Below are 20,210 nucleotides of genomic sequence, written 5' to 3' on the forward strand. Positions count from 1 at the left end.
TGCTCATTACCCCTAAGGAACTCAAATGACGGTTAAAACTCGTTTTGCTCCTAGCCCAACTGGCTATCTACACGTTGGTGGTGCGCGTACTGCACTTTACTCTTGGCTATACGCTAAAAACCAAGGTGGTGAATTCGTTCTACGTATCGAAGATACAGACCTTGAGCGTAACTCTCAGGAAGCGGTTGATGCAATTCTTGAAGGCATGGAATGGCTAGGCTTGGAGTGGGATGAAGGTCCTTACTACCAAACTCAACGTTTTGACCGTTACAACGAAATGGTTGATAAGCTGTTGGCAGAAGGTAAAGCTTACAAATGTTACGCGTCTAAAGAGCTGCTAGATGAAATCCGTGCAGAGCAAGAAGCAAATAAAGAAATGCCTCGCTACGATGCTAACCATCCAAAAATCAAAGCAGCAAACGAAGCGGCAAAAGATGGCGATCCATGTGTTATCCGTTTCCGTAACCCGAAAGAAGGTAGCGTAGTATTTGATGATCAAATCCGTGGTCGCATTGAAATCCGCAACGATCAAATGGATGACCTAATCATTCGTCGTACTGACGGTTCACCTACTTACAACTTCTGTGTAGTAGTGGATGACTGGGACATGGGTATCACTCACGTTGTTCGTGGCGAAGACCACATCAACAATACGCCTCGTCAAATCAACATCTACGAAGCACTAGGTGCGCCAGTACCAACGTTTGCGCACTGTGCAATGATCTTGGGTGATGACGGTGCGAAACTGTCTAAGCGTCATGGTGCAGTATCAGTCATGCAATATCGCGATATGGGTTACCTGCCTGCAGCACTAAACAACTACCTAGTGCGCCTAGGTTGGTCTCATGGCGACCAAGAAATCTTCTCTCAAGAAGAGATGATCAACCTATTCAGCCTAAATGCAGTATCTAAGTCAGCGTCTGCCTTCAACACGGACAAACTGCAATGGTTGAACAACCATTACATCAAGAACTCAGATCCTGCGTACGTTGCAGAGCACCTACAATGGCATCTAGACCAACAAAAACTAGACGTAACGAATGGTCCTGCTATCACTGACGTGATCAAGCTAGTGGGTGAGCGTTGCAACACGCTGGTTGAGCTAGCTGAGCAAATCCGTTACTTCTACGAAGATTTCTCTGAGTTTGAAGCGGGCGCAGCGAAGAAACACTTACGCGGTGTGGCTAAAGAGCCTCTAGAGCTTGCTCTAGCGAAAGCTGAAGCACTGACCGAGTGGACAACAGCAAACATCAAAGATGGCGTTATCGCAGCAGTCTGTGAAGAGCTAGAAATTGGCATGGGCAAAATCGGTATGCCATTACGTGTTGCTGTAACAGGCGGCGGTCAATCTCCTTCTGTCGATGCAGTAATGGAACTGGTTGGCAAAGAGCGTTGTGTTGCTCGTATTAAGATGGCGCTTGAGTTCATTGCTGAGCGTGAAGCAAACGCATAATTGCTTTGAACTAAAGGTTCTTTTGAATAAATAGTCACAAAGCCGCGGTAAACACCCGCGGCTTTTTTGTATCTGAATCCTAGATAATGAGAAACCTTCTCATATGTCGGTGAAGGATGTGGTATTTAGGACCGTAATTCACCTAGGTATGGATAAGATTTTTTAATCCAAATATCGTTGGCATGAATAAAAAACGAGCGATTATATATCAAATATCTGATTGATTTTTATCCACCTTCCTTAAAGTTCCATTTTTGTTGTCTCATTTTTAAGAAAAAACTTTGCTTAAGTTGTAGTGTTCCAGAAAATAAAGCAAACGTTTGCGTCGTGATTGTGTGGGGATTTTTTTGCTTAAGATCACATGTTGTTGAGATTTTTGATGACAATAAATTGACAGAATTGGGATTTTTCTCGCGATTTCTTAGCGTTATAGTTCACCCCGTCAGTGATACCGAGATGGCGATATGTATCACTGAACAGGAAATGTACGTAAGTAGCTTCCATAAAAAAAATGCATGTGCATAAAAAGAAGCTGACTAAGTATCTCACTCAAGGAATGAATAAAAAGAATTGAAATACAACGTCAGTCAGACGGCGCATTTCGGCATCTAACAAAAGAACTTCTTTAGAGGAATCAATAATGAAAAAATTAGCAGCGGTAATTTCAGCGTCTCTACTTATGGCTTCAGCAGCACAAGCAGAAGTATACGTTGGTGGTAAGATGGGTAAGTCATGGATGGAAGACGCGTGTGTAGCGGGCCAGGCTTGTGACAAAGACGACTCTACTCTTGGCGCTTTTGTTGGTTACGAAATGAATAAATACTTCGCAGTAGAAGCAGGTTTCGACAACATCGGTGATTTTAACCAAACTTCTTTCGGTGGCCATGTAGAAGCAATCACTCTTGCACCTAAATTCAGCCTACCAATCACTGAAGACATCGCACTTTACGGTAAAGTGGGTGGCGCTTACGTAATGTTTGATGGCAAAGATGATTACTCTTACCTAGGCGCAGCTGGCCTTGAGTTCAACCTAAGCCAAAACGTAACTGCTCGTGCGGAATACCAAACTCTGACTGATATCAGCAACGATGTAACTCGTGCGACAGGTAACACAGCAACACTGGGTGTTTCTTTCAAATTCGGCGGCAACGATGAGCCAGTAATCGTAGAAGAGCCAGTTGTTGTTGAAGAAGTCGTTGTAGAAGAAGTCGTAGAAGAGCCAGTAGTTGTAACGAAAACATTCGAAACTCAAACAATCGGCACTGGTAGCTTCGATCTAAACAGCACAACTCTAAAACCAGAGAGCGCTGCAAAACTTGATAACCTAGTTGCTTTCCTAAACGAGCACCCACAAGCGAACGTTGAAGTTGTAGGTTACACAGATACTTCTGGCCCAGCAGCTTACAACCTAAAAGTTTCTGAGAAACGCGCTGAGTCTGTAGCTAACGCACTCGTTGAAAAAGGCATTGATTCATCACGTATTCAAGCGCGTGGCGAAGGTGAAAACAACCCAATCGCTTCAAACGACACTCGTGAAGGTCGTCAGCAAAACCGTCGCGTAGAAATCGTTGTTCCAGAGTTTGAATACCAAGTTCAGCAATAAGCTCCTATCCGACCGTAGTATAGAAGACTGAAGCTGAAAGCCCCAAAGAGTTCGCTCTTTGGGGCTTTTTCATTTCTATTTGAAACGGACTGAAAAGTTAAAAACGGTAACGCATCACTTGAGGTCAATGCTGTTTAAGCGCCCCATGAATGTTAGGATTTCCAAGTTGTCTTTATGTGCTTCTAACAACGCTTTTTTGGTTTGCATGTAGGCGGCAAGCTTGCCGTATTTACTAATAGAGCGAACCACCGTTTTGTATTTGTAGTCACCGTCATCATTGAACTCTCGCCACTTAGCGATGTAACACGTATCTCGGTTATCTGGGTTTTCAAGAGTGGGGTTAGGCTTGTGAACAATTTTTGGCTCAACGCTGTGTGGGAGTCTGGTCATGAGGTAAGGATCCTTCAAAAGACGTCGCCAAAATTTGCCCCACATTTGCCGGCCTAATTCGTTTCTCAGCTTAATGGCTTTTTGTAAGCCTTTCTTTTCTCCAATACGAACAAACCCAACCGAGCGGTGCAGTACCGTGTCCTCGGGGGTATGGATATGAATCTTAAAGGCAGTCTTGCCTTTAGAAATAAAGCGGTGTCCAGTGTTAGTTATTAAATTGCTCTTAGACATAGTGCTAACTAATAATTTTATTAATAGCTAAAAGGGTAAGCAAAACTCATAGATAATTAAAGTAATAAAATACAAAACTGTAAATAGGGCTTGTTGAAATGATTTCAAGGGGAAGAGATCGGATCAGTAAAAGGTTTTATCTCGTCGAGTAAAGGAGCGAGGCAATAATATTGATTACTGAGGAAATTGTTTTACACGTTACTTGGAAACGCTCTGTGAAGCTCGAAATAGTGGATACAAAAAAGCCTTAGCTCAAGTGGGAGCTAAGGCTATGATATGGCGCCCCCAGTAGGATTCGAACCTACGACCTGTCCCTTAGGAGGGGACTGCGCTATCCAGCTGTGCCATGGGGGCGTAATACCAATAGTTGCAGTTCATTGAACCGTTTTACTGAATGCAAACCTAGCAACTTTGTTTAGGTCTTTATCAGTATCACTTTGAACGACTTACTACGGTCATTGGTATAATCAAATAAGATGCGCTGCCTATGATATTCAAAAGTGAGCATATCTCAAGACTTAATGTTTGCTTTTATAGGATCTTGTTCATTACGTCGCCAATTTGAACACTAGAGGCTAAATTTGGCTGATCAATCGTCAGCTCGGCTTCGTGTTCGTATATACGTGATACCGTCAATGTAATTTCACTTTGCGATACTTTATTTCTTGGTAGTCCGTTTTGGTCGATAAATGATGCGGTGTGCCAAAGTTGCAATTTGTCTCCCTCTTTTACGCCATGCATACGGCCGAGATCCATCGTTACCGTATTGCCGAAGACTGCGACGACCTCTGGCAGCGTAATTTTGCAAGACAGCTCTGACTCTAGATCCAGCATTATATTGCGACTAACGCGTAGCATCATCTCGCCATAGGTCGACGCCCAAAAGCGCGCACTGCGAGTATCCACTTGGCTCGTTTTGGCAAATGGCCAACGCGCCACTTCACGGTAGGCTTTGTTGAAGACTTCATGGCCAGTTTTACCATCAAATACTTTCATCTCTAACGCAAACTGACGATTGATGATGTCATCTTGCAGTAGTTGAGATTCGACCGTCGCAGTGAGATCGGTAATGACTCCCCCAATGATGTATTGTGCGCCGTTATCTTGCGCGATCATTTGAGTACGAGCGGGATAGTTACTGCTAATTGAATAGTCCGTTGTACCCACAGACACAAAGCTGCGAGAGGTTTGATCCAGCTGGCGATTCACCACGCGGCTAAAATCGTCACCCACTTGGTAAATCTGTCCCATCACCGCTTGTTGTGGTGAGGCAACCTCAATATTGCCGACAAGGATCGTCTTTTTGTATTGATCGGTGTGGCAACCCGTTGCCGATGGATAAATATCGACGCGAATTTTCACCTCGACTTTACCTCGACGTTTACGTTCAGACTCGACCAAAATGTAACGGACTTCATGGTTGGTAAACTGGTACTCGTTGCGGCTTTCTTCTAGTAGCGGCATCAAATTGCTAATACTGCCAATATCTGCGCCCGAAAAATTGACGGCTTTGAACAGCGCGTCTTCCAACGCATGGAGCCTTGCCGTCTCTTCTGAAGAAACGATAGTGGCAACGCCTGTTACTTCATACCAAGATGCCATTACTTTAAAAGGCACAAGCATCACTAAAGTGATTGAAAACAGACTGTTTAATATTTTTTTCATTGATTACAACCGTTCGGGTATAAATATTGCTTTAACAATTTCAGTGAAGTTTGGTGGATTTTTCTTCGTTAGGCAAACAAAGAAAAGCAAAGACTGTTCCAATATTCACTTTCTTAGAAAGGAATTAATCAAGAACGGTATCACCTAAGATTATCTGGAGAATCAAACCATGAAAAAGTGGCTTGTCGCCGCATCGATGATGACGCTTCTGACATCGTGCGCGTACTCACCGATTTACAATGGTAAAGAACCGTACTCGGGAAGCCAGTTCATGCTTATGGATAGTCCACGTCATACGATGGACTTTTTCATTGAAAGCATGACCGAAGACCTGATGGTTTCTAATGTGGCGGTATCTGCGCGGACACCGATTGCGATTACCTCGTTTGTTGATCTACAAAATATGGATGTAACAAACTGGTTAGGTAACTCGGTCTCGGAAGGTTTTATCCATCAGTTCCAGCGCCGAGGGTTTAAAGTGGTTGATTTCAAAACTACGGGCTCTATCCAAGTGACGCAGCAGGGCGATTTTGCTTTAAGCCGTGATTGGCAAGATCTGGCGCAAGAGCAACAAATTCAGTATGTACTGACCGGTACGATGCTGCGCCAAGAGGGCGGGGTGCTGGTCAATGCACGTGTGGTCGGTATGCAGAGCCGTGTGGTTGTAGCAACGGCGCAGGGTTTCCTTCCGGCTGACCGTATTGGTCGTGACTTAGATACGTTAAACAGTATCCGTACGCAAGATGGCGTGTTGATTCGCTCAGACCCAACCATTCGTCAGCCGTACACTGTGATTCTGCGTCCATAGGATAGAAGCATGAAGAAGTTATTATTTATTGTTGCCACACTGATATTGGTGGGGTGTCAGCCATTACAACAGATGCGTCAAGATGAAATCTTAGTGGCAGTGGGTTACGCCAGTGTCAGTGAGCAAACAGGCCGCACAGTAGAAGAAAAGCGTGTACGAGCGATGCGTGCATCAAAAATTGATGCGTACCGTGAACTGGCAGAACAAGTGTATGGTATGCGTGTTAGTGGACGTGCAGAACTGCAAGACCAGCGTTTAGGTATCGAGAGCACTACAGGCGCGGTTGATGGTGTGATTCGCGGTGCAGAAGTTGTGCGTAGTTATCTTGTTGAAGACAGTTACGTGACAGAGCTGCGTCTTGATATTCGTAAGATGGATAAGTTGCGTGATTACGGAGAAGTTCAACAGGTGCCTGAGAAGCGTCAACAAACCTTGTTCTAATGCACTAAGCGCATTACTTCAGAAGACCAGATAATCTTTCCAGCGGCTGATTGGCAACAATGAGTCGCTTTTTTATATCTACATTCTAGAGATGGTGTGGGGTAGGAGTGACGTTTAGGCTTTTATATTGGTGCCAAGTGTCGAAATAGTATGGGTTTTGCCACCGGCATTGTAGGTCATGCCCACTTTGCCATGAGTTCGCTGAAGCATGTTATTGAGTTTATTAAAACTCAGCTGTGCGCGACTAAGCGATTCACCATTTACTTTGTTGACTTGTTGACAGTCGAGGACGATCGATTGGATTTGAGCAACAACCTGACTTAGGTGCTCATCTTCAGTAAGTTGATTGACGTGCGGGTGAGAGGCGATTCGCTGATCAGTTGTTCTAAGCTGCTCAATGAGTGTCATCTTCTGTTTGGCAATATTCTCAATCTCGGTAGAGACACGCGCAGTTATCGCTTGTGTTTCTTGACGCAAAACAGCAGAAAGTGCCTTAGCATTTTCTAGTTGGAAATTGACGAGATCGACTAATGCTGCCATAAAATACTTACCTTCGGCCTAAGTCAGTTAGCTTTTGCCTTGCAATTCGTTTTCAAACTTAATCATGTTGTCGGCCAATTTTTCAGGATCGACTTTGTATGAACCGTTTGTGATTGCTTCTTTGATTGCCGCCACTTTGGCGCTGTCATAGGCCGGAGAAGCTGCCATATCTTTTTGGAGTTTGCTAACGGCTTTGCTTTGCTGGCTGAGTGATACAGCGTCTTGTTGTGCGGGTGCTTTTTTCGATTCAGTCGTGCTGGTAGCATTGGAATCGTTACGCGCAGGTGCACGACTTGTCGTCGTCATCATTTGCCCTGAACGTATATTATCTATACCTGCCATGTTTAACCTTTGCCTTGTATCGTAATACTGGTATCCAGACTATCGACCAGTGCAAAAATAACTTTAGTCATTTTTTGCATTTTTATTGATCAGTTTAAACACGCTACCAGTGGGTATTAAAAATTAACAGTGATTTCCGCAATGCCAGTCACTATGCCTTCTATTATACGCTGTGACTTATCATTTTTCACTCTTACTTGATCGCCAGCCGCACCATCTTGCAATGCAGTGCCTTGCGTGGTGATTGTCATGCCAGAGTTCACCGCTTTAATTGTGACCTTTTCATTCCGGCAAACGACACAGACATCATTTCGCTCAACAACATCACCTAAGCGAACGTTGCGTTTTAGCTTTGCGCCAACCACTTGATCGTAGTTAGAAAAGCCATCTTTGCGAAAGCGCTGCAGCTCGATCATAGAAGTGGTGACATCCGATGCGCTGACGATTTCTCCTCTCCCTAGCGTTCGTGTTGCGACGATCATTGGCACCGATACAGAGATCCGTACAGGCACATAGACTTTCCAGTCATCCGGTGGGCATTCCACTAGAACATTGATGTTGCTTCGAGTACTGCTGGTGGAAGAAGCTGACGTATCTAGGGGCACTGGGCAATCCGTTGCTTTTATTCTCGAGTCGATATCTGCCGCATTAACAGATAGCTCGCCACCATCAGGCTGATCAACTGTAGCAAGAATATGTTGTTCTGCTGCCGTTTTTATTTGCTCGATCTGATTATCTGAAGCTGAATGAACAAAAAAGCTAAACATACTGAGCAAAATGCCGATAGACTTAGCGTACTTTGTAATTAGCGCTCTACATATTGTCATAGTCAATGGTGTCGAAGTGAAAGTGAAATACGCCATACTGTCTCCCTGGTATCGTGCTTGCCAGTGGTAGAGTATCATTTAAAAACAAAAAGTTTGAGATGGAGATGAGCATATGACGGGGATTCTTGACTCGGTGAATCAGCGTACGCAACTCGTCGGTCAGAACCGATTGGAATTATTGACCTTTCGACTGATGGGCCGACAGCGCTACGGCATTAACGTATTCAAAGTGAAAGAAGTACTGCAGTGCCCTAAGCTGACTTCAATGCCAAATCTACACCCGCTGGTAAAAGGTATCGCTCATATCCGCGGCCATACCGTGTCCGTTATTGATTTGAGCCTGGCAATTGGTGGCCGCCCAACCACTGATCTGGATAAATGTTTTGTTGTTATCGCAGAATTTAACCGTACGATCCAAGCATTTTTGGTATCATCGGTTGAGCGTATTATCAATATGCATTGGGAAGCGATTTTGCCACCGCCAGACGGTGCGGGTAAAGCGCACTACTTGACCGCAGTGACGAACATCGACAACGAGCTGGTTGAAATCCTTGACGTTGAAAAAATCCTGGCGGAGATTGCGCCGGTTGATGAAACGATGGATTCCGCTATCGGTGAAGAAATCGCGCAAGCAGAACAAGAAAAGCCTATTGTACGCCGTATATTGATTGCCGATGACTCGACTGTCGCGCGTAAACAGGTAGAGCGTGCGATTACATCCATCGGTTTCGAGGTCGTATCTGTCAAAGATGGCAAAGAAGCGTACAATAAGTTGATTGAAATGGCTCAAGAAGGCAATATCTACGATCAAATTTCGTTGGTTATTTCCGATATTGAAATGCCAGAAATGGACGGCTATACCTTAACGGCTGAAATTCGCAGACATGCCGATTTGAAAGACCTTTATGTTATCCTCCATTCTTCATTAAGTGGTGTATTCAACCAGGCTATGGTTGAGCGTGTAGGTGCCAATACCTTCATTGCGAAATTTAACCCAGATGAATTGGGTAACGCGGTTAAATCTGCATTAACACAATAAAAGAGACATTAATGACTGCTATTACAATCAGTGATCAAGAGTATCGTGACTTTAGCCGTTTTCTAGAATCGCAATGTGGCATCGTGTTAGGTGATAGCAAGCAATACCTTGTGCGTAGCCGACTGAGTCCTTTAGTGACTAAGTTTAAGCTCGCATCGTTATCAGATTTGCTACGTGATGTTGTTACAGGGCGCAATCGTGAATTACGAGTGGCCGCTGTGGATGCGATGACGACTAACGAAACCTTGTGGTTTCGAGATACTTATCCGTTCACAGTTTTAGCTGACAAATTATTGCCAGAAGTAGCGGCAAGCAAGCGCCCAATCAAGATCTGGTCTGCAGCCAGTTCATCGGGCCAAGAGCCGTATTCTATTGCAATGACGATTCTGGAAACGCAACAGCGCAAGCCGGGTTTGTTACCAAACGTGTCTATTACAGCAACAGACATTTCAGCAAGTATGCTCGAGATGTGTCGTGCAGGTGTGTATGACAATTTGGCTCTAGGGCGCGGACTTTCACCAGAACGTCGCCGCACCTTCTTTGAGAATGCGGACGGTGGCCGTATGAAAGTCAAAGACAACGTCAAACGTTTGGTGAACTTTCGTCCACAAAACTTGATGGACAGTTATGCACTGATGGGTAAGTTCGACATTATTTTTTGTCGCAACGTGCTGATTTACTTCTCACCGGAAATGAAATCAAAAGTGCTTAACCAAATGGCGAGCAGCTTAAACCCAGGTGGTTATCTGCTGTTAGGGGCATCAGAGTCGCTAACTGGTCTGACTGATAAATTTGAAATGGTGCGCTGTAATCCGGGTATCATTTACAAGCTTAAATAGCGGTATCTCTTCATTGATAAAAAGCCTGACCTCGTGTCAGGCTTTTTTTGTTTGCTGGTTTCCTGCCTTCGAGTGTTTCCACGTTTTCACTTGCTAAATTGAAGCGCGATTTTGCTTTGTTCCCTCATCACGGTGTATCTTTATTAAGTGAACAAAGTGAAACGACATGACATTCCAGTCACTTTGGCTCACTTATTGCTATTCCAATGGGTGATAGCTATTAAGTAGATAGAGCGCTTTATGTTTTTGGCATGATAATTGCTTTTTGGTTATCAATCACGGTCAGTTCTTAATTGTAGAGGCAAACATGGCTATATCTTTTGACAATGCACTAGGCATCCACCAGCACACGGTGGGCGTACGTGAGCGCAATGCTGAGGTGATCTCCACCAACATTGCACAAGCCAACACGCCTGGTTACAAAGCAAGAGGTTTAGACTTTGCGAAGGAATTGCAAGCGGCAACATCTGGGGCAAGCATTGGTCTTAGTCGTACGGATGGTCGGCATATTCCTGCCACTACAACGTTGGTCGGGGACAAGCTATATCGTCTTCCTACGCAACCTGATACAGGTGATGGCAACACGGTAGATTTGGATTTAGAGCGTAACTTGTTTATGCAAAACCAAATCAGACACCAAGCATCACTCGACTTTCTAGGCAGCAAATTCAAGAACTTAACCAAAGCAATCAAAGGGGAATAATTTAGATGAGCTTATTTAACGTTTTCAATGTGACAGGTTCCGCAATGAGCGCTGAATCCGTTCGTCTGAACACTACCTCAAGCAACTTGGCGAACGCCGACAGTGTCAGCAGCTCTGCGAAAGACACTTATAAAGCGCGCCATGCTGTGTTTGGTGCTGAGTTAAGTAACGCTATGCGTGGCGGTGATACGGTGCCAGTGAAAGTGATGGGTATTGTAGAAAGCGATAAACCGCTGAGTGCGGAGTACAACCCAGACCATCCCCTTGCAAACGAAGAAGGCTACATCTACAAGCCGAACGTGAATGTAATGGAAGAAATGGCGAACATGATTTCAGCTTCTCGCGCATACCAAACTAATGTGCAAGTAGCGGATTCTAGTAAACAAATGCTGCTGCGTACGCTGCAGATGGGTCAATAAGGATAAGGAGGTAGCGTATGGCCGGAATTAACAACGTTGGTCAAAGCGGCTTGTCCTATATCGACCAGCTTAAAAGTCTACAAGAGAGTAACAAGAAGACGGAAGAGAGCACGGGTAAGCAGGACCTAAAACAGGAAGACTTCTTATCATTGCTCACGAAGCAATTGTCTCAACAGGACCCTTTTAAGCCGGTAAGTAATGACCAGATGATTGCGCAAATGGCTTCATTTGCGACCGTTGATGGCATTGGCAAGATGAACACTCAGTTTGAGAGTTTGAACTCGTCAATGACATCAAACCAAGCGTTACAAGCTTCCTCTTTGGTAGGACGTGACGTATTGGTCCCAGGAGCGGCAGGTGTGAAGCAGGACGACGCGCCAATGGCGGCAATGGTTAAGCTTTCACAATCTATAGATAATCTGTTTGTTCGTGTAGAGGATGAAGCTGGCCAACTGGTTCGTACTTTTGAGGTAGGGGCGAAACCAGCCGGCGACACGCGTGTGCTTTGGGACGGTAAAGATGAAAGCGGAAATCCACTGCCTGCTGGCAAATACAAAGTGAAAGCGTCTGGCTTGGTTGAAGGGGAGTCGCAAGAGTTCCCAGTATCGACATATGCCAACGTAAATAGCGTATTGCTCGGCAAAGGTGACGGAAACGTATTACTCAATCTGGCTGGTTTTGAATCGCCAGTTCGACTTGCAGAAGTATTGGAAGTTGGCAAAGCGTAGTCATAGCTCGCTAGATTAGGAGATTTTGGAATGTCATATGTATCTTTAAGCGGTTTGTCCGCCGCACAACTGGATTTGAACACCACCAGTAACAACATTGCGAACGCCAACACGTACGGCTTTAAAGAGTCCCGTGCTGAGTTTGCTGATGTTTACTCTAACTCTTTATTTACTAACGCAAAAACCACGCCGGGTGGGGGTGCGCAAGCAAGCCAAGTGGCGCAGCAGTTCCATGAAGGCTCAAGCATTTACACCAACAACCCAATGGATTTGCGTGTTTCGGGTACAGGTTTCTTCGCTGTGGCGAAGGAGCGTCTGACTCCACAACAGAATGAACTGACACGTAATGGTGCATTCCATTTAAATAAAGAAAACTACATGGTGACCGCGAACGATGAGTTCTTATTAGGTTACCAAGTGGATCCAAGCTCTGGTGAGGTTTCTTCATACGAGCCACAACCTATCAATATTCCTGCTGAATTTGGTAAGCCAAAGCAAACAGCAAACATTGAAGTGGGCGTGAACTTGCCAGCAAACGGCGATTTGAAAGATCCAACTCAGTTTGATTTTTCAGACCCAGATACATACAACCGTTCAACCTCTTCGACTATTTATGACTCGATGGGTCAGTCTTACAAGCTAACGACGTACTACTTGAAAGATCAGACTCAGCCAAACACGTGGAACACTTACTACACAGTGACAGATAAAGAAGGTGAAAAGCCTTTAAATGTTGCGGCAGGTGATGCACAAACGCCAACAGGCCATGTGGGTCATACCATGAAGTTCAACAACGATGGGACGTTGGCGAGCTTGAACAATGGTCAGCCAATTACGTCTGTGGCACTGGGCGATCCGGCGACGAACACGACACCAGTCGATATGAATGGTGCCGATCCTGCGCAGACGCTTAACTTCGGTTTAGGCTCGGCAACACAGTTTGCTGCTCCGTTCGAACTGACCAAGTTCGATGAAGACGGTGCAACAACGGGCTTCCTAACCAAGGTTGACTTCGATGAAAACGGCAGCGTAATGGGGACTTACTCAAACGGTGAAAACGTCACATTGGGTCGTGTCGCGCTAGTACGTGTTCCAAACGAGCAAGGTCTGGATAAGAAGGGCGGTACGCAATGGGATTCAACTCAGTTCTCTGGTGACAAGATTTGGGGTGAATCTAACAAAGGCTCTTTCGGCACCATCAACAACGGTATGCTGGAACAGTCAAACATTGATATGACGCAGGAGCTGGTGGACCTGATTTCTGCTCAGCGTAACTTCCAAGCAAACTCACGTTCGCTAGAAGTGCACAACCAGCTACAACAAAATATCCTGCAGATCCGATAATCTGCATCATCAAGTTAGGCGAGCTTTCGCCACTTGGCTTGATAACATCATGACATTCATCTGATGCTTAGCCTGAAAATACCTCAGTTCAGGTTAAGCATGCTTTGATCTCTGATTTGCCGCCGTTGCCGCCATGTGGATCAAAACCTTGCCCCTTGTTGCAGTTTTCTGCCACTGAAACCCCCTCTTAATCTTTTGTTTCTTATTTAACTGCTTGATAAATAAGCTCATTTTTGTGTTGGCATAACTATTGCTTTTACTCCGTGTACAGAGAAGTTTTTGGAGTAATTTATGGATCGCGCACTGTTTCTCGCAATGAGTGGGGCCAAGCAAAATATGCAGGCACTACAATTGCGTGCTAATAACTTGGCTAACGTAAGCACGACAGGGTTTCGTGCGGATTTAGCACAGGCTCGCTCAATGCAGGCTTATGGTGAAGGCCATCCTTCACGTGTGTTCAGCATGACAGAGCGTCCAGGGCATAACTTTGCTCAAGGTAGCGTGATTACAACAGGGCGTGATCTGGATGTGACGATTGAAGGCAGCGGCTGGATTTCGGTACTCGATCACACGGGTAAAGAAGGATTGACCCGTAACGGTAACCTAAAAGTCGATCAAAATGGCATGCTTACTAACGCAAGTGGCCATTTAGTGCTAGGTGAAAATGATGCGCCGATTACTTTGCCTATTCCTCTCTCCAAAATTGAAATCGGTCGAGATGGCACCATCTCTGTGCTTCCTCAAGGTGCCCCGGCAGAAGAATTCCAAGCGGTTGATCGCATCAAGCTTGTTAAGCCTAATGATCAAAGCTTATTTAAAGACACCAATGGCTTATTTCGCCATAAAACTCCAAACCAACCTTACGAAGCAGACGCTACTGTTAGCCTCCAGACAGGAGCGATTGAAGGCAGTAACGTGAATGCCGTAGGTGAAATGACCGCATTGATTGACTTACAGCGTCAGTTTGAAATGCAAGTCAAGATGATGAGCACTGCTGAAGAGATGGATAAATCTTCAGATTCACTGCTTCGTATGAGTTAACAGAGTTAGAGGTTCACTATGCATCCAGCACTATGGGTAAGTAAAACAGGTCTAGACGCCCAACAAACCAACATTGCCACGATTTCGAACAACTTGGCGAACGCCTCTACTGTGGGCTACAAAAAGAGCCGTGCGGTATTCGAAGATTTGTTCTATCAGAACATCAACCAGCCTGGCGGCCAATCATCTCAGAACACTGAGCTTCCGAGTGGCTTGATGCTAGGTGCGGGTTCTAAAGTGGTTGCGACGCAAAAAGTGCACACGCATGGTAATGCGCAGACAACGACCAACGCACTAGACATGATGGTTGAAGGCGACGGCTTCTTCCAAGTGACGTTGCCGGATGGCAACATCGGTTACACCCGTAACGGTCAGTTCACGTTAAATGGTGAAGGCACGTTAGTCACGTCGGGTTCTGGCTACCCTGTAGAACCTGAAATTGTGATTCCAGAAGATGCGATTTCTATCACTGTCGGTACGGATGGTGAAGTATCGGTTCGCGTCCGTGGTCAGCAAGACAACCAAGTCGTTGGTCAGCTAACCATTACAGACTTTGTTAACCCAGGTGGCCTAGAGCCAATTGGCCAGAACCTTTACTTACCAACGGGTGCCAGTGGCGATCCACAAGAAGGTGTTCCTGGTTTGGACGGTTTGGGTGAAATCCGTCAATCCATGCTGGAAGCGTCTAACGTGAATGTAACGGAAGAGTTGGTCAACATGATCGAAGCCCAGCGTGTTTACGAAATGAACTCAAAAGTGATCTCGTCAGTCGATAAGATGATGAGCTTCGTTAACCAGCAGTTATAACGGTTAAGAGCAAGAATTGAGGAGCTCACGATGAAACGTATTTGTCTACTTGCTTTGATTGCCACGATGTCGGGTTGTGCCATGTTAGAGCCGATTGAAACGGATGAAGTGACACAAGCAACGACGGTGGTTGACGCGGTAGAAGGCGATAAATCGAAAGAAGAGAGCAGCGGTATCGTGGATACACTGCGTGGCAGAAGCGATCCGGTTGCGGGTGATCCTGCATGGGCTCCTATTCATCCGAAAAAGAAACCTGAGCATTATGCTGCTGCAACAGGTTCACTGTTTAGCGCCGAGCACATTACCGATCTTTACGACGATTCCAAGCCACGTGGTATTGGCGACATTATTACCGTAACTCTGGATGAGACAACTAGTGCGACGAAAAGCGCCAATGCCGATTTATCGAAAACCAATGAAGCACAAATGGACCCGCTTCAAGTGGGCGGAGAAGAGCTGCAAATTGGCGGAAAATATAATTTCTCTTATGACTTAAACAACTCCAACTCATTTGCAGGTGACTCTTCTGCAAAGCAGAGCAACAGCATCAGTGGTTACATTACTGTTGAGGTGATTGAAGTTTTGGCAAATGGCAACCTCGTTATCCGTGGAGAAAAATGGATGACGCTTAATACGGGTGATGAGTACATACGTTTAAGCGGCACTATTCGTCCGGATGACATTAGTTTCGACAATACTATTGCATCAAACCGCGTTTCTAACGCAAGAATTCAGTACTCTGGCACCGGTGTACAACAAGATATGCAAGAGCCGGGTTTCTTGGCACGATTCTTTAATGTAGCGCTATAACACGCCGTGCTGACGGCAATTTGACTGCAAGAGATAAGTAAGCATGAAAAAACTCCTTTTAATACTGATGAGCGTTGCTCTGTTTTCTACCGCTGCCCAAGCTGCACGTATCAAAGACGTCGCGCAAGTGGCAGGTGTACGAAGCAACCAACTCGTGGGTTATGGTTTGGTTTCAGGCTTACCTGGCACAGGCGAAGCGAACCCGTTTACGGAGCAAAGTTTCGCCGCTATGCTGCAAAACTTCGGCATTCAGATGCCGCCGGGCACAAAGCCAAAAATTAAAAACGTTGCTGCAGTCATGGTAACGGCAGAGTTGCCGCCTTTCTCTAAACCAGGTCAGCAAGTAGACGTGACAGTCTCTTCCATCGGAAGTGCCAAAAGTTTGCGTGGTGGTACGCTACTGCAAACGTTCCTAAAAGGTCTCGATGGTCAAGTTTACGCGGTTGCTCAAGGTAACTTAGTGGTGAGCGGCTTCAGCGCTGAAGGTGCTGACGGTTCAAAAATCGTAGGTAACAATCCAACCGTTGGTCTTATCTCTAGTGGTGCGACAGTAGAGCGAGAAATTCCAAATCCATTTGGTCGTGGTGATTACATCACGTTCAACTTGCTTGAGTCAGACTTCACAACGGCTCAACGTATGGCGGATGCGGTAAACAACTTCCTTGGCCCACAAATGGCGAGTGCAGTCGACGCGACGTCGGTACGTGTGCGTGCTCCTCGTGACGTCAGCCAGCGTGTGGCGTTCTTATCGGCAATTGAAAACCTAGAATTCGACCCAGCAGATGGCGCAGCCAAAATCATCGTTAACTCTCGCACGGGTACCATCGTAGTTGGTAAACATGTTCGCCTTAAACCTGCTGCGGTAACCCATGGCGGAATGACGGTCGCAATCAAAGAAAACCTGAATGTTAGCCAACCTAACGGCTTTTCTGGTGGGCAAACCGTTGTCGTGCCAGACTCGGATATCGAAGTCAGCGAAGAACAGGGCAAGATGTTTAAGTTCGAGCCTGGCTTAACGTTGGATGATTTGGTCCGTGCCGTTAACCAAGTCGGCGCAGCGCCGTCGGATTTGATGGCTATCTTGCAAGCATTGAAACAAGCTGGTGCCATTGAAGGCCAGTTGATCATCATTTAATGGTTAGGAGGTAGGTATAATGAACAATCCTAACGACATTGGTTTTATTCATGACATCAGTTCGCTGGATACCTTGCGTCAAAAAGCAGTGAAGGAAGGTAAAGATGGCGAGCAAGAAGCACTGCGTGCAGCGGCTCGTCAGTTCGAATCTATTTTCACCTCCATGATGTTGAAATCCATGCGAGAAGCCAATGAGGGCTTTGAGTCCAACATGATGAACAGCCAGAACGAGAAGTTCTATCGACAAATGCTGGATGAGCAGATGGCGAGCGAGCTCAGTTCGTCTGGTTCAATGGGCTTGGCCGATATGATTGTTAAGCAATTAACGGCTGGGCAAGGTAACGACAAGAGTGAAACTGCAATGCGTGATGCGGCAAATAATGCCGTGGAATATCGTCGTGTTGACCCGAAAAAAGCGCGTGAGATTGAACAGCGCTTGATTGAATCTGGTCAGCTATCTCGACCAAGCAATGAACCAACTCGATTCGATTCGCCAGAATCTTTTGTTAACTCGATGAAGCCATACGCGGAGAAAGCCGCGAAAGCCCTAGGTGTCGAGCCATCTCTGCTACTTGCGCAAGCGGCTTTGGAAACCGGGTGGGGACAAAAGGTCGTGAAGAACGCGCGTGGCAGCAGCAACAACTTATTTAACATCAAAGCAGATCGAAGCTGGCAGGGTGACAAAGTGACGACTCAAACGCTAGAGTTCCACGATAATACGCCAGTGAAAGAGACGGCAGCGTTTCGCGCCTACTCAAATTACGAAGACAGCTTTAATGATTTTGTGCGCTTTTTAAATGACAACCCACGTTACGAGACAGCATTGCAACAGCGAGGGAATTCAGAGTCCTTCATTCGCGGCATTCACAGCGCGGGTTACGCGACCGATCCGAATTACGCAGACAAAGTCCTGCAGGTGAAGCAGAAAATCGAAAGTATGTAATTTACTCTTCGCCAGTTCATGTTGTTTTCGAAGGCTTGCCACAGTGCAAGCCTTTACTTTTTCTGAACATTCACACCTCTCTTTTATTTGGCACACCTTTTGCTTTGATGTGTCTAGGTGATCGGTTTTGCCGATTTTATTTCGTTTTTGGGGGCATGTATGGCGTCAGATCTTCTGAATGTAGGTACTCAAAGTGTGCTTACTGCTCAGAGACAATTAAACACCACTGGTCATAACATTTCTAATGTTAATACAGAGGGTTATAGCCGCCAGTCTGTTATCCAAGGTACGAATGATCCGCGCATGTTTGGTGGCTCTACCTACGGCATGGGTGTGCATGTGGAAAATGTTCGCCGCTCGTGGGATCAGTTTGCCGTGAATGAACTGAACTTGTCGTCAACCAACAATGCCAACAAAACGGATACCCAAGACAATCTTGATATGCTCTCTAGCATGTTGAGCTCAGTTGCATCGAAGAAAATTCCAGAGAACTTGAACGAGTGGTTCGATGCGGTCAAAACCATGGCAGATACCCCGAACGATTTGGGGGCACGGAAAGTGGTATTGGAAAAGGCGAAAATCGTCTCTGATACATTAAATGACTTCCATGAAACTGTGCGGTTGCAATCTGATGTGACCAATAAAAAATTGGATATGGGCATTGAACGCGTGAACCAACTTGCCTTGGAAATCCGCGATGTGCATCGGTTAATGATGCGCACACCCGGTCCACATAATGATTTGATGGACCAGCATGAAAAGCTGGTTACTGAGTTATCTGAGTACACCAAAGTTACCGTAACCCCACGCAAAAATGCCGAAGGGTTTAATGTTCACATCGGCAATGGACACACGCTTGTTTCTGGCACGGAAGCAAGCCAGCTCAAAATGATTGACGGCTATCCGGATGTTCATCAAAGACGCTTAGCAATGGTGGAAGGGGATGGCATTAAAGCGATCAAGTCTGACGACATGGATGGCAAAATAGGTGCCTTGCTTGAAATGCGCGACAAACACATTCCGCAACTTCAGGATGAAATGGGCCGTTTAGCGACGGGCTTTTCCTACAAAATTAATCAGCTGCAATCTCAAGGTCTGGATCTTAACGGTAAGATAGGTAAAGACGTATTTACCGACGTGAACTCTGAGCTGGTGGCAAAATCTCGAGTTTTTGCTGCGCCTGACTCTCAAGCAGATGTTGCGGTTTACATTGATGATATTTCAGCGATCAAAGGTGGTGAATATTCGCTACGTTATGATGGCGACCAGTATAGCGTGACAACACCGAAAGGTGAGCAAATGTCGTTGAACATTGATCAATCGGATTCTTCGTTTGTTCTGGATGGTATGAAAGTGCAAATCGGTGAAGGTCTTGCCGCTGGTGAGCGCGTATTATTGCGCCCAACACGAAGTGGCGCAGCCATCATCAAGATGGAAACCAATGATGCAAAAGCCATTGCAGCGCAAAGTTATGAAGCTTCAACCACTTTTGCTCAAGGTAACGCCAAGTTCAAAATTCGTGAGGCGGGGGATGTCAAAGAGTTTGAGGTCACCGTACAACCAGCCGACGAGAAACATGATAAGCCGTGGTTAAAGATCACGGACAACAAAGGCAATTTGCTATCGGACAAATACTCATACCCGCTAGACAAAGATAACCCGATGATTGAAATCTCAGTGCCGAAAAGTCATCCGCTGTATAAAAACGGCGATGCAACCGTGTTTGAGCTGAGCGAAGGCGCGCTGATGAATGATAAATTCACCGCAAACTTGGTGCCTTCTGAAGGTGGTAACGGCAACTTGAGAAAAATGCAGAAGATCCAAACAGATAAGATGATGGACGGAAAATCCAGTACTTTGATTGATGTTTATCACAACCTCAATACCGAAGTCGGATTGAAATCTTCTACAGCAAACCGATTAGCTTCTGTCGCTCGCTTAGAGCATGAAGCGGCACAAGAGCGCGTTGCTTCTATCTCTGGCGTTAACCTCGATGAAGAAGCCGCCAACATGATGAAGTTTCAACAAGCGTACATGGCTTCATCACGTGTGATGCAAGCGGCGAATGATACCTTCAATACCATTTTACAACTGAGGTAAGG

At 45.7% G+C, this 20,210-nt stretch carries 21 protein-coding genes and 1 tRNA gene; 16 read left to right on the forward strand and 6 right to left on the reverse strand.

Going from position 1 to position 20,210, the window contains the following annotated elements:
* Window positions 1-25: 25 nt before the first annotated feature.
* On the forward strand, window positions 26-1,453 hold the full coding sequence (gene gltX / locus MSG33_RS17560; RefSeq protein WP_005393148.1) for a glutamate--tRNA ligase: 1,428 nt from the start codon (window positions 26-28) through the stop codon (window positions 1,451-1,453).
* 640 nt (window positions 1,454-2,093) lie between these two features.
* The gene (locus MSG33_RS17565; protein WP_006743033.1) at window positions 2,094-3,056 is read left to right on the forward strand and encodes an OmpA family protein; all 963 of its coding nucleotides are present in this window, start codon (window positions 2,094-2,096) and stop codon (window positions 3,054-3,056) included.
* A gap of 114 nt (window positions 3,057-3,170) precedes the next feature.
* Here MSG33_RS17565 and MSG33_RS17570 read toward each other — a convergent pair whose 3' ends face one another.
* From MSG33_RS17570 to MSG33_RS17580, 3 genes are all read right to left on the reverse strand, one after another.
* Window positions 3,171-3,677 carry a hypothetical protein gene (locus MSG33_RS17570; protein ID WP_031780328.1) on the reverse strand — a complete coding sequence of 169 codons (507 nt, stop codon included), beginning with the start codon at window positions 3,675-3,677 and terminating at the stop codon, window positions 3,171-3,173.
* A gap of 277 nt (window positions 3,678-3,954) precedes the next feature.
* Window positions 3,955-4,031 (reverse strand) — tRNA-Arg (locus MSG33_RS17575).
* 177 nt (window positions 4,032-4,208) lie between these two features.
* Window positions 4,209-5,342: a flagellar assembly protein FlgT gene (locus tag MSG33_RS17580; protein WP_048626114.1), complete on the reverse strand. Its 1,134-nt coding sequence runs from the start codon at window positions 5,340-5,342 to the stop codon at window positions 4,209-4,211.
* Between the two features lie 169 nt (window positions 5,343-5,511).
* Here MSG33_RS17580 and MSG33_RS17585 point away from each other — a divergent pair, with 169 nt between their 5' ends.
* A complete protein-coding gene (locus tag MSG33_RS17585) occupies window positions 5,512-6,150 on the forward strand; it encodes a FlgO family outer membrane protein (RefSeq protein WP_248381597.1) in 639 nt (212 codons plus the stop codon).
* A gap of 9 nt (window positions 6,151-6,159) precedes the next feature.
* Window positions 6,160-6,591, forward strand: a complete 432-nt coding sequence (gene flgP / locus MSG33_RS17590; protein ID WP_005382014.1) for a flagellar assembly lipoprotein FlgP — start codon at window positions 6,160-6,162, stop codon at window positions 6,589-6,591.
* Between the two features lie 114 nt (window positions 6,592-6,705).
* On the opposite strand, the gene flgN is transcribed toward flgP, so the two are convergent.
* The 3 genes from flgN to flgA all read right to left on the reverse strand — a co-directional run bounded on the left by flgN (window position 6,706) and on the right by flgA (window position 8,336).
* Entirely contained in the window at window positions 6,706-7,131 is a 426-nt protein-coding gene (gene flgN, locus MSG33_RS17595; RefSeq protein ID WP_248381598.1) for a flagellar export chaperone FlgN, read from the reverse strand.
* Between the two features lie 27 nt (window positions 7,132-7,158).
* Window positions 7,159-7,473, reverse strand: coding sequence for a flagellar biosynthesis anti-sigma factor FlgM (flgM, locus tag MSG33_RS17600; RefSeq protein WP_005382018.1), 315 nt, complete (start codon window positions 7,471-7,473; stop codon window positions 7,159-7,161).
* A gap of 116 nt (window positions 7,474-7,589) precedes the next feature.
* Complete coding sequence (gene flgA / locus MSG33_RS17605) at window positions 7,590-8,336, reverse strand: flagellar basal body P-ring formation chaperone FlgA (protein WP_005393139.1); 747 nt, start codon at window positions 8,334-8,336, stop codon at window positions 7,590-7,592.
* A 76-nt stretch (window positions 8,337-8,412) separates the two neighbouring features.
* Between flgA and MSG33_RS17610 the strand changes: the two genes are divergently transcribed.
* The 12 genes from MSG33_RS17610 (at window position 8,413) to flgK (ending at window position 20,208) form a co-directional block, all read left to right on the forward strand.
* Entirely contained in the window at window positions 8,413-9,339 is a 927-nt protein-coding gene (locus MSG33_RS17610) for a chemotaxis protein CheV (protein ID WP_005382022.1), read from the forward strand.
* A gap of 11 nt (window positions 9,340-9,350) precedes the next feature.
* Window positions 9,351-10,178, forward strand: a complete 828-nt coding sequence (locus MSG33_RS17615) for a protein-glutamate O-methyltransferase (RefSeq protein ID WP_005382024.1) — start codon at window positions 9,351-9,353, stop codon at window positions 10,176-10,178.
* 307 nt (window positions 10,179-10,485) lie between these two features.
* Entirely contained in the window at window positions 10,486-10,881 is a 396-nt protein-coding gene (flgB, locus tag MSG33_RS17620; RefSeq protein ID WP_005382026.1) for a flagellar basal body rod protein FlgB, read from the forward strand.
* Window positions 10,882-10,886: 5 nt separating this feature from the next.
* Window positions 10,887-11,300 (forward strand): flagellar basal body rod protein FlgC, encoded by a 414-nt coding sequence (gene flgC / locus MSG33_RS17625; RefSeq protein ID WP_005393132.1) that lies wholly within the window; start codon window positions 10,887-10,889, stop codon window positions 11,298-11,300.
* Between the two features lie 17 nt (window positions 11,301-11,317).
* Window positions 11,318-12,028, forward strand: a complete 711-nt coding sequence (gene flgD / locus MSG33_RS17630; RefSeq protein WP_005393125.1) for a flagellar hook assembly protein FlgD — start codon at window positions 11,318-11,320, stop codon at window positions 12,026-12,028.
* Between the two features lie 30 nt (window positions 12,029-12,058).
* Window positions 12,059-13,372, forward strand: a complete 1,314-nt coding sequence (flgE, locus tag MSG33_RS17635) for a flagellar hook protein FlgE (protein WP_005393123.1) — start codon at window positions 12,059-12,061, stop codon at window positions 13,370-13,372.
* A gap of 291 nt (window positions 13,373-13,663) precedes the next feature.
* A complete protein-coding gene (gene flgF / locus MSG33_RS17640; protein ID WP_005382031.1) occupies window positions 13,664-14,413 on the forward strand; it encodes a flagellar basal-body rod protein FlgF in 750 nt (249 codons plus the stop codon).
* A gap of 18 nt (window positions 14,414-14,431) precedes the next feature.
* Complete coding sequence (gene flgG, locus MSG33_RS17645; RefSeq protein WP_005382032.1) at window positions 14,432-15,220, forward strand: flagellar basal-body rod protein FlgG; 789 nt, start codon at window positions 14,432-14,434, stop codon at window positions 15,218-15,220.
* Between the two features lie 30 nt (window positions 15,221-15,250).
* The gene (gene flgH / locus MSG33_RS17650; RefSeq protein WP_006743029.1) at window positions 15,251-16,030 is read left to right on the forward strand and encodes a flagellar basal body L-ring protein FlgH; all 780 of its coding nucleotides are present in this window, start codon (window positions 15,251-15,253) and stop codon (window positions 16,028-16,030) included.
* Window positions 16,031-16,073: 43 nt separating this feature from the next.
* Entirely contained in the window at window positions 16,074-17,165 is a 1,092-nt protein-coding gene (locus MSG33_RS17655; RefSeq protein ID WP_006743028.1) for a flagellar basal body P-ring protein FlgI, read from the forward strand.
* A 16-nt stretch (window positions 17,166-17,181) separates the two neighbouring features.
* The gene (gene flgJ / locus MSG33_RS17660; protein ID WP_046874278.1) at window positions 17,182-18,108 is read left to right on the forward strand and encodes a flagellar assembly peptidoglycan hydrolase FlgJ; all 927 of its coding nucleotides are present in this window, start codon (window positions 17,182-17,184) and stop codon (window positions 18,106-18,108) included.
* A gap of 159 nt (window positions 18,109-18,267) precedes the next feature.
* The gene (flgK, locus tag MSG33_RS17665) at window positions 18,268-20,208 is read left to right on the forward strand and encodes a flagellar hook-associated protein FlgK (RefSeq protein WP_248381600.1); all 1,941 of its coding nucleotides are present in this window, start codon (window positions 18,268-18,270) and stop codon (window positions 20,206-20,208) included.
* Window positions 20,209-20,210: the final 2 nt, after the last annotated feature.

The organism is Vibrio sp. 1CM7H (assembly GCF_023161645.1).
GTDB lineage: Bacteria > Pseudomonadota > Gammaproteobacteria > Enterobacterales > Vibrionaceae > Vibrio > Vibrio diabolicus.

Coding starts and splice junctions, on each gene's coding strand:
- gltX (WP_005393148.1), top strand. CDS start 26: ATGACGGTTAAAACTCGTTTTGCTCCTAGCCCAACTGGCTATCTACAC.
- MSG33_RS17565 (WP_006743033.1), top strand. CDS start 2,094: ATGAAAAAATTAGCAGCGGTAATTTCAGCGTCTCTACTTATGGCTTCA.
- MSG33_RS17570 (WP_031780328.1), bottom strand. CDS start 3,677: ATGTCTAAGAGCAATTTAATAACTAACACTGGACACCGCTTTATTTCT.
- MSG33_RS17580 (WP_048626114.1), bottom strand. CDS start 5,342: ATGAAAAAAATATTAAACAGTCTGTTTTCAATCACTTTAGTGATGCTT.
- MSG33_RS17585 (WP_248381597.1), top strand. CDS start 5,512: ATGAAAAAGTGGCTTGTCGCCGCATCGATGATGACGCTTCTGACATCG.
- flgP (WP_005382014.1), top strand. CDS start 6,160: ATGAAGAAGTTATTATTTATTGTTGCCACACTGATATTGGTGGGGTGT.
- flgN (WP_248381598.1), bottom strand. CDS start 7,131: ATGGCAGCATTAGTCGATCTCGTCAATTTCCAACTAGAAAATGCTAAG.
- flgM (WP_005382018.1), bottom strand. CDS start 7,473: ATGGCAGGTATAGATAATATACGTTCAGGGCAAATGATGACGACGACA.
- flgA (WP_005393139.1), bottom strand. CDS start 8,336: ATGGCGTATTTCACTTTCACTTCGACACCATTGACTATGACAATATGT.
- MSG33_RS17610 (WP_005382022.1), top strand. CDS start 8,413: ATGACGGGGATTCTTGACTCGGTGAATCAGCGTACGCAACTCGTCGGT.
- MSG33_RS17615 (WP_005382024.1), top strand. CDS start 9,351: ATGACTGCTATTACAATCAGTGATCAAGAGTATCGTGACTTTAGCCGT.
- flgB (WP_005382026.1), top strand. CDS start 10,486: ATGGCTATATCTTTTGACAATGCACTAGGCATCCACCAGCACACGGTG.
- flgC (WP_005393132.1), top strand. CDS start 10,887: ATGAGCTTATTTAACGTTTTCAATGTGACAGGTTCCGCAATGAGCGCT.
- flgD (WP_005393125.1), top strand. CDS start 11,318: ATGGCCGGAATTAACAACGTTGGTCAAAGCGGCTTGTCCTATATCGAC.
- flgE (WP_005393123.1), top strand. CDS start 12,059: ATGTCATATGTATCTTTAAGCGGTTTGTCCGCCGCACAACTGGATTTG.
- flgF (WP_005382031.1), top strand. CDS start 13,664: ATGGATCGCGCACTGTTTCTCGCAATGAGTGGGGCCAAGCAAAATATG.
- flgG (WP_005382032.1), top strand. CDS start 14,432: ATGCATCCAGCACTATGGGTAAGTAAAACAGGTCTAGACGCCCAACAA.
- flgH (WP_006743029.1), top strand. CDS start 15,251: ATGAAACGTATTTGTCTACTTGCTTTGATTGCCACGATGTCGGGTTGT.
- MSG33_RS17655 (WP_006743028.1), top strand. CDS start 16,074: ATGAAAAAACTCCTTTTAATACTGATGAGCGTTGCTCTGTTTTCTACC.
- flgK (WP_248381600.1), top strand. CDS start 18,268: ATGGCGTCAGATCTTCTGAATGTAGGTACTCAAAGTGTGCTTACTGCT.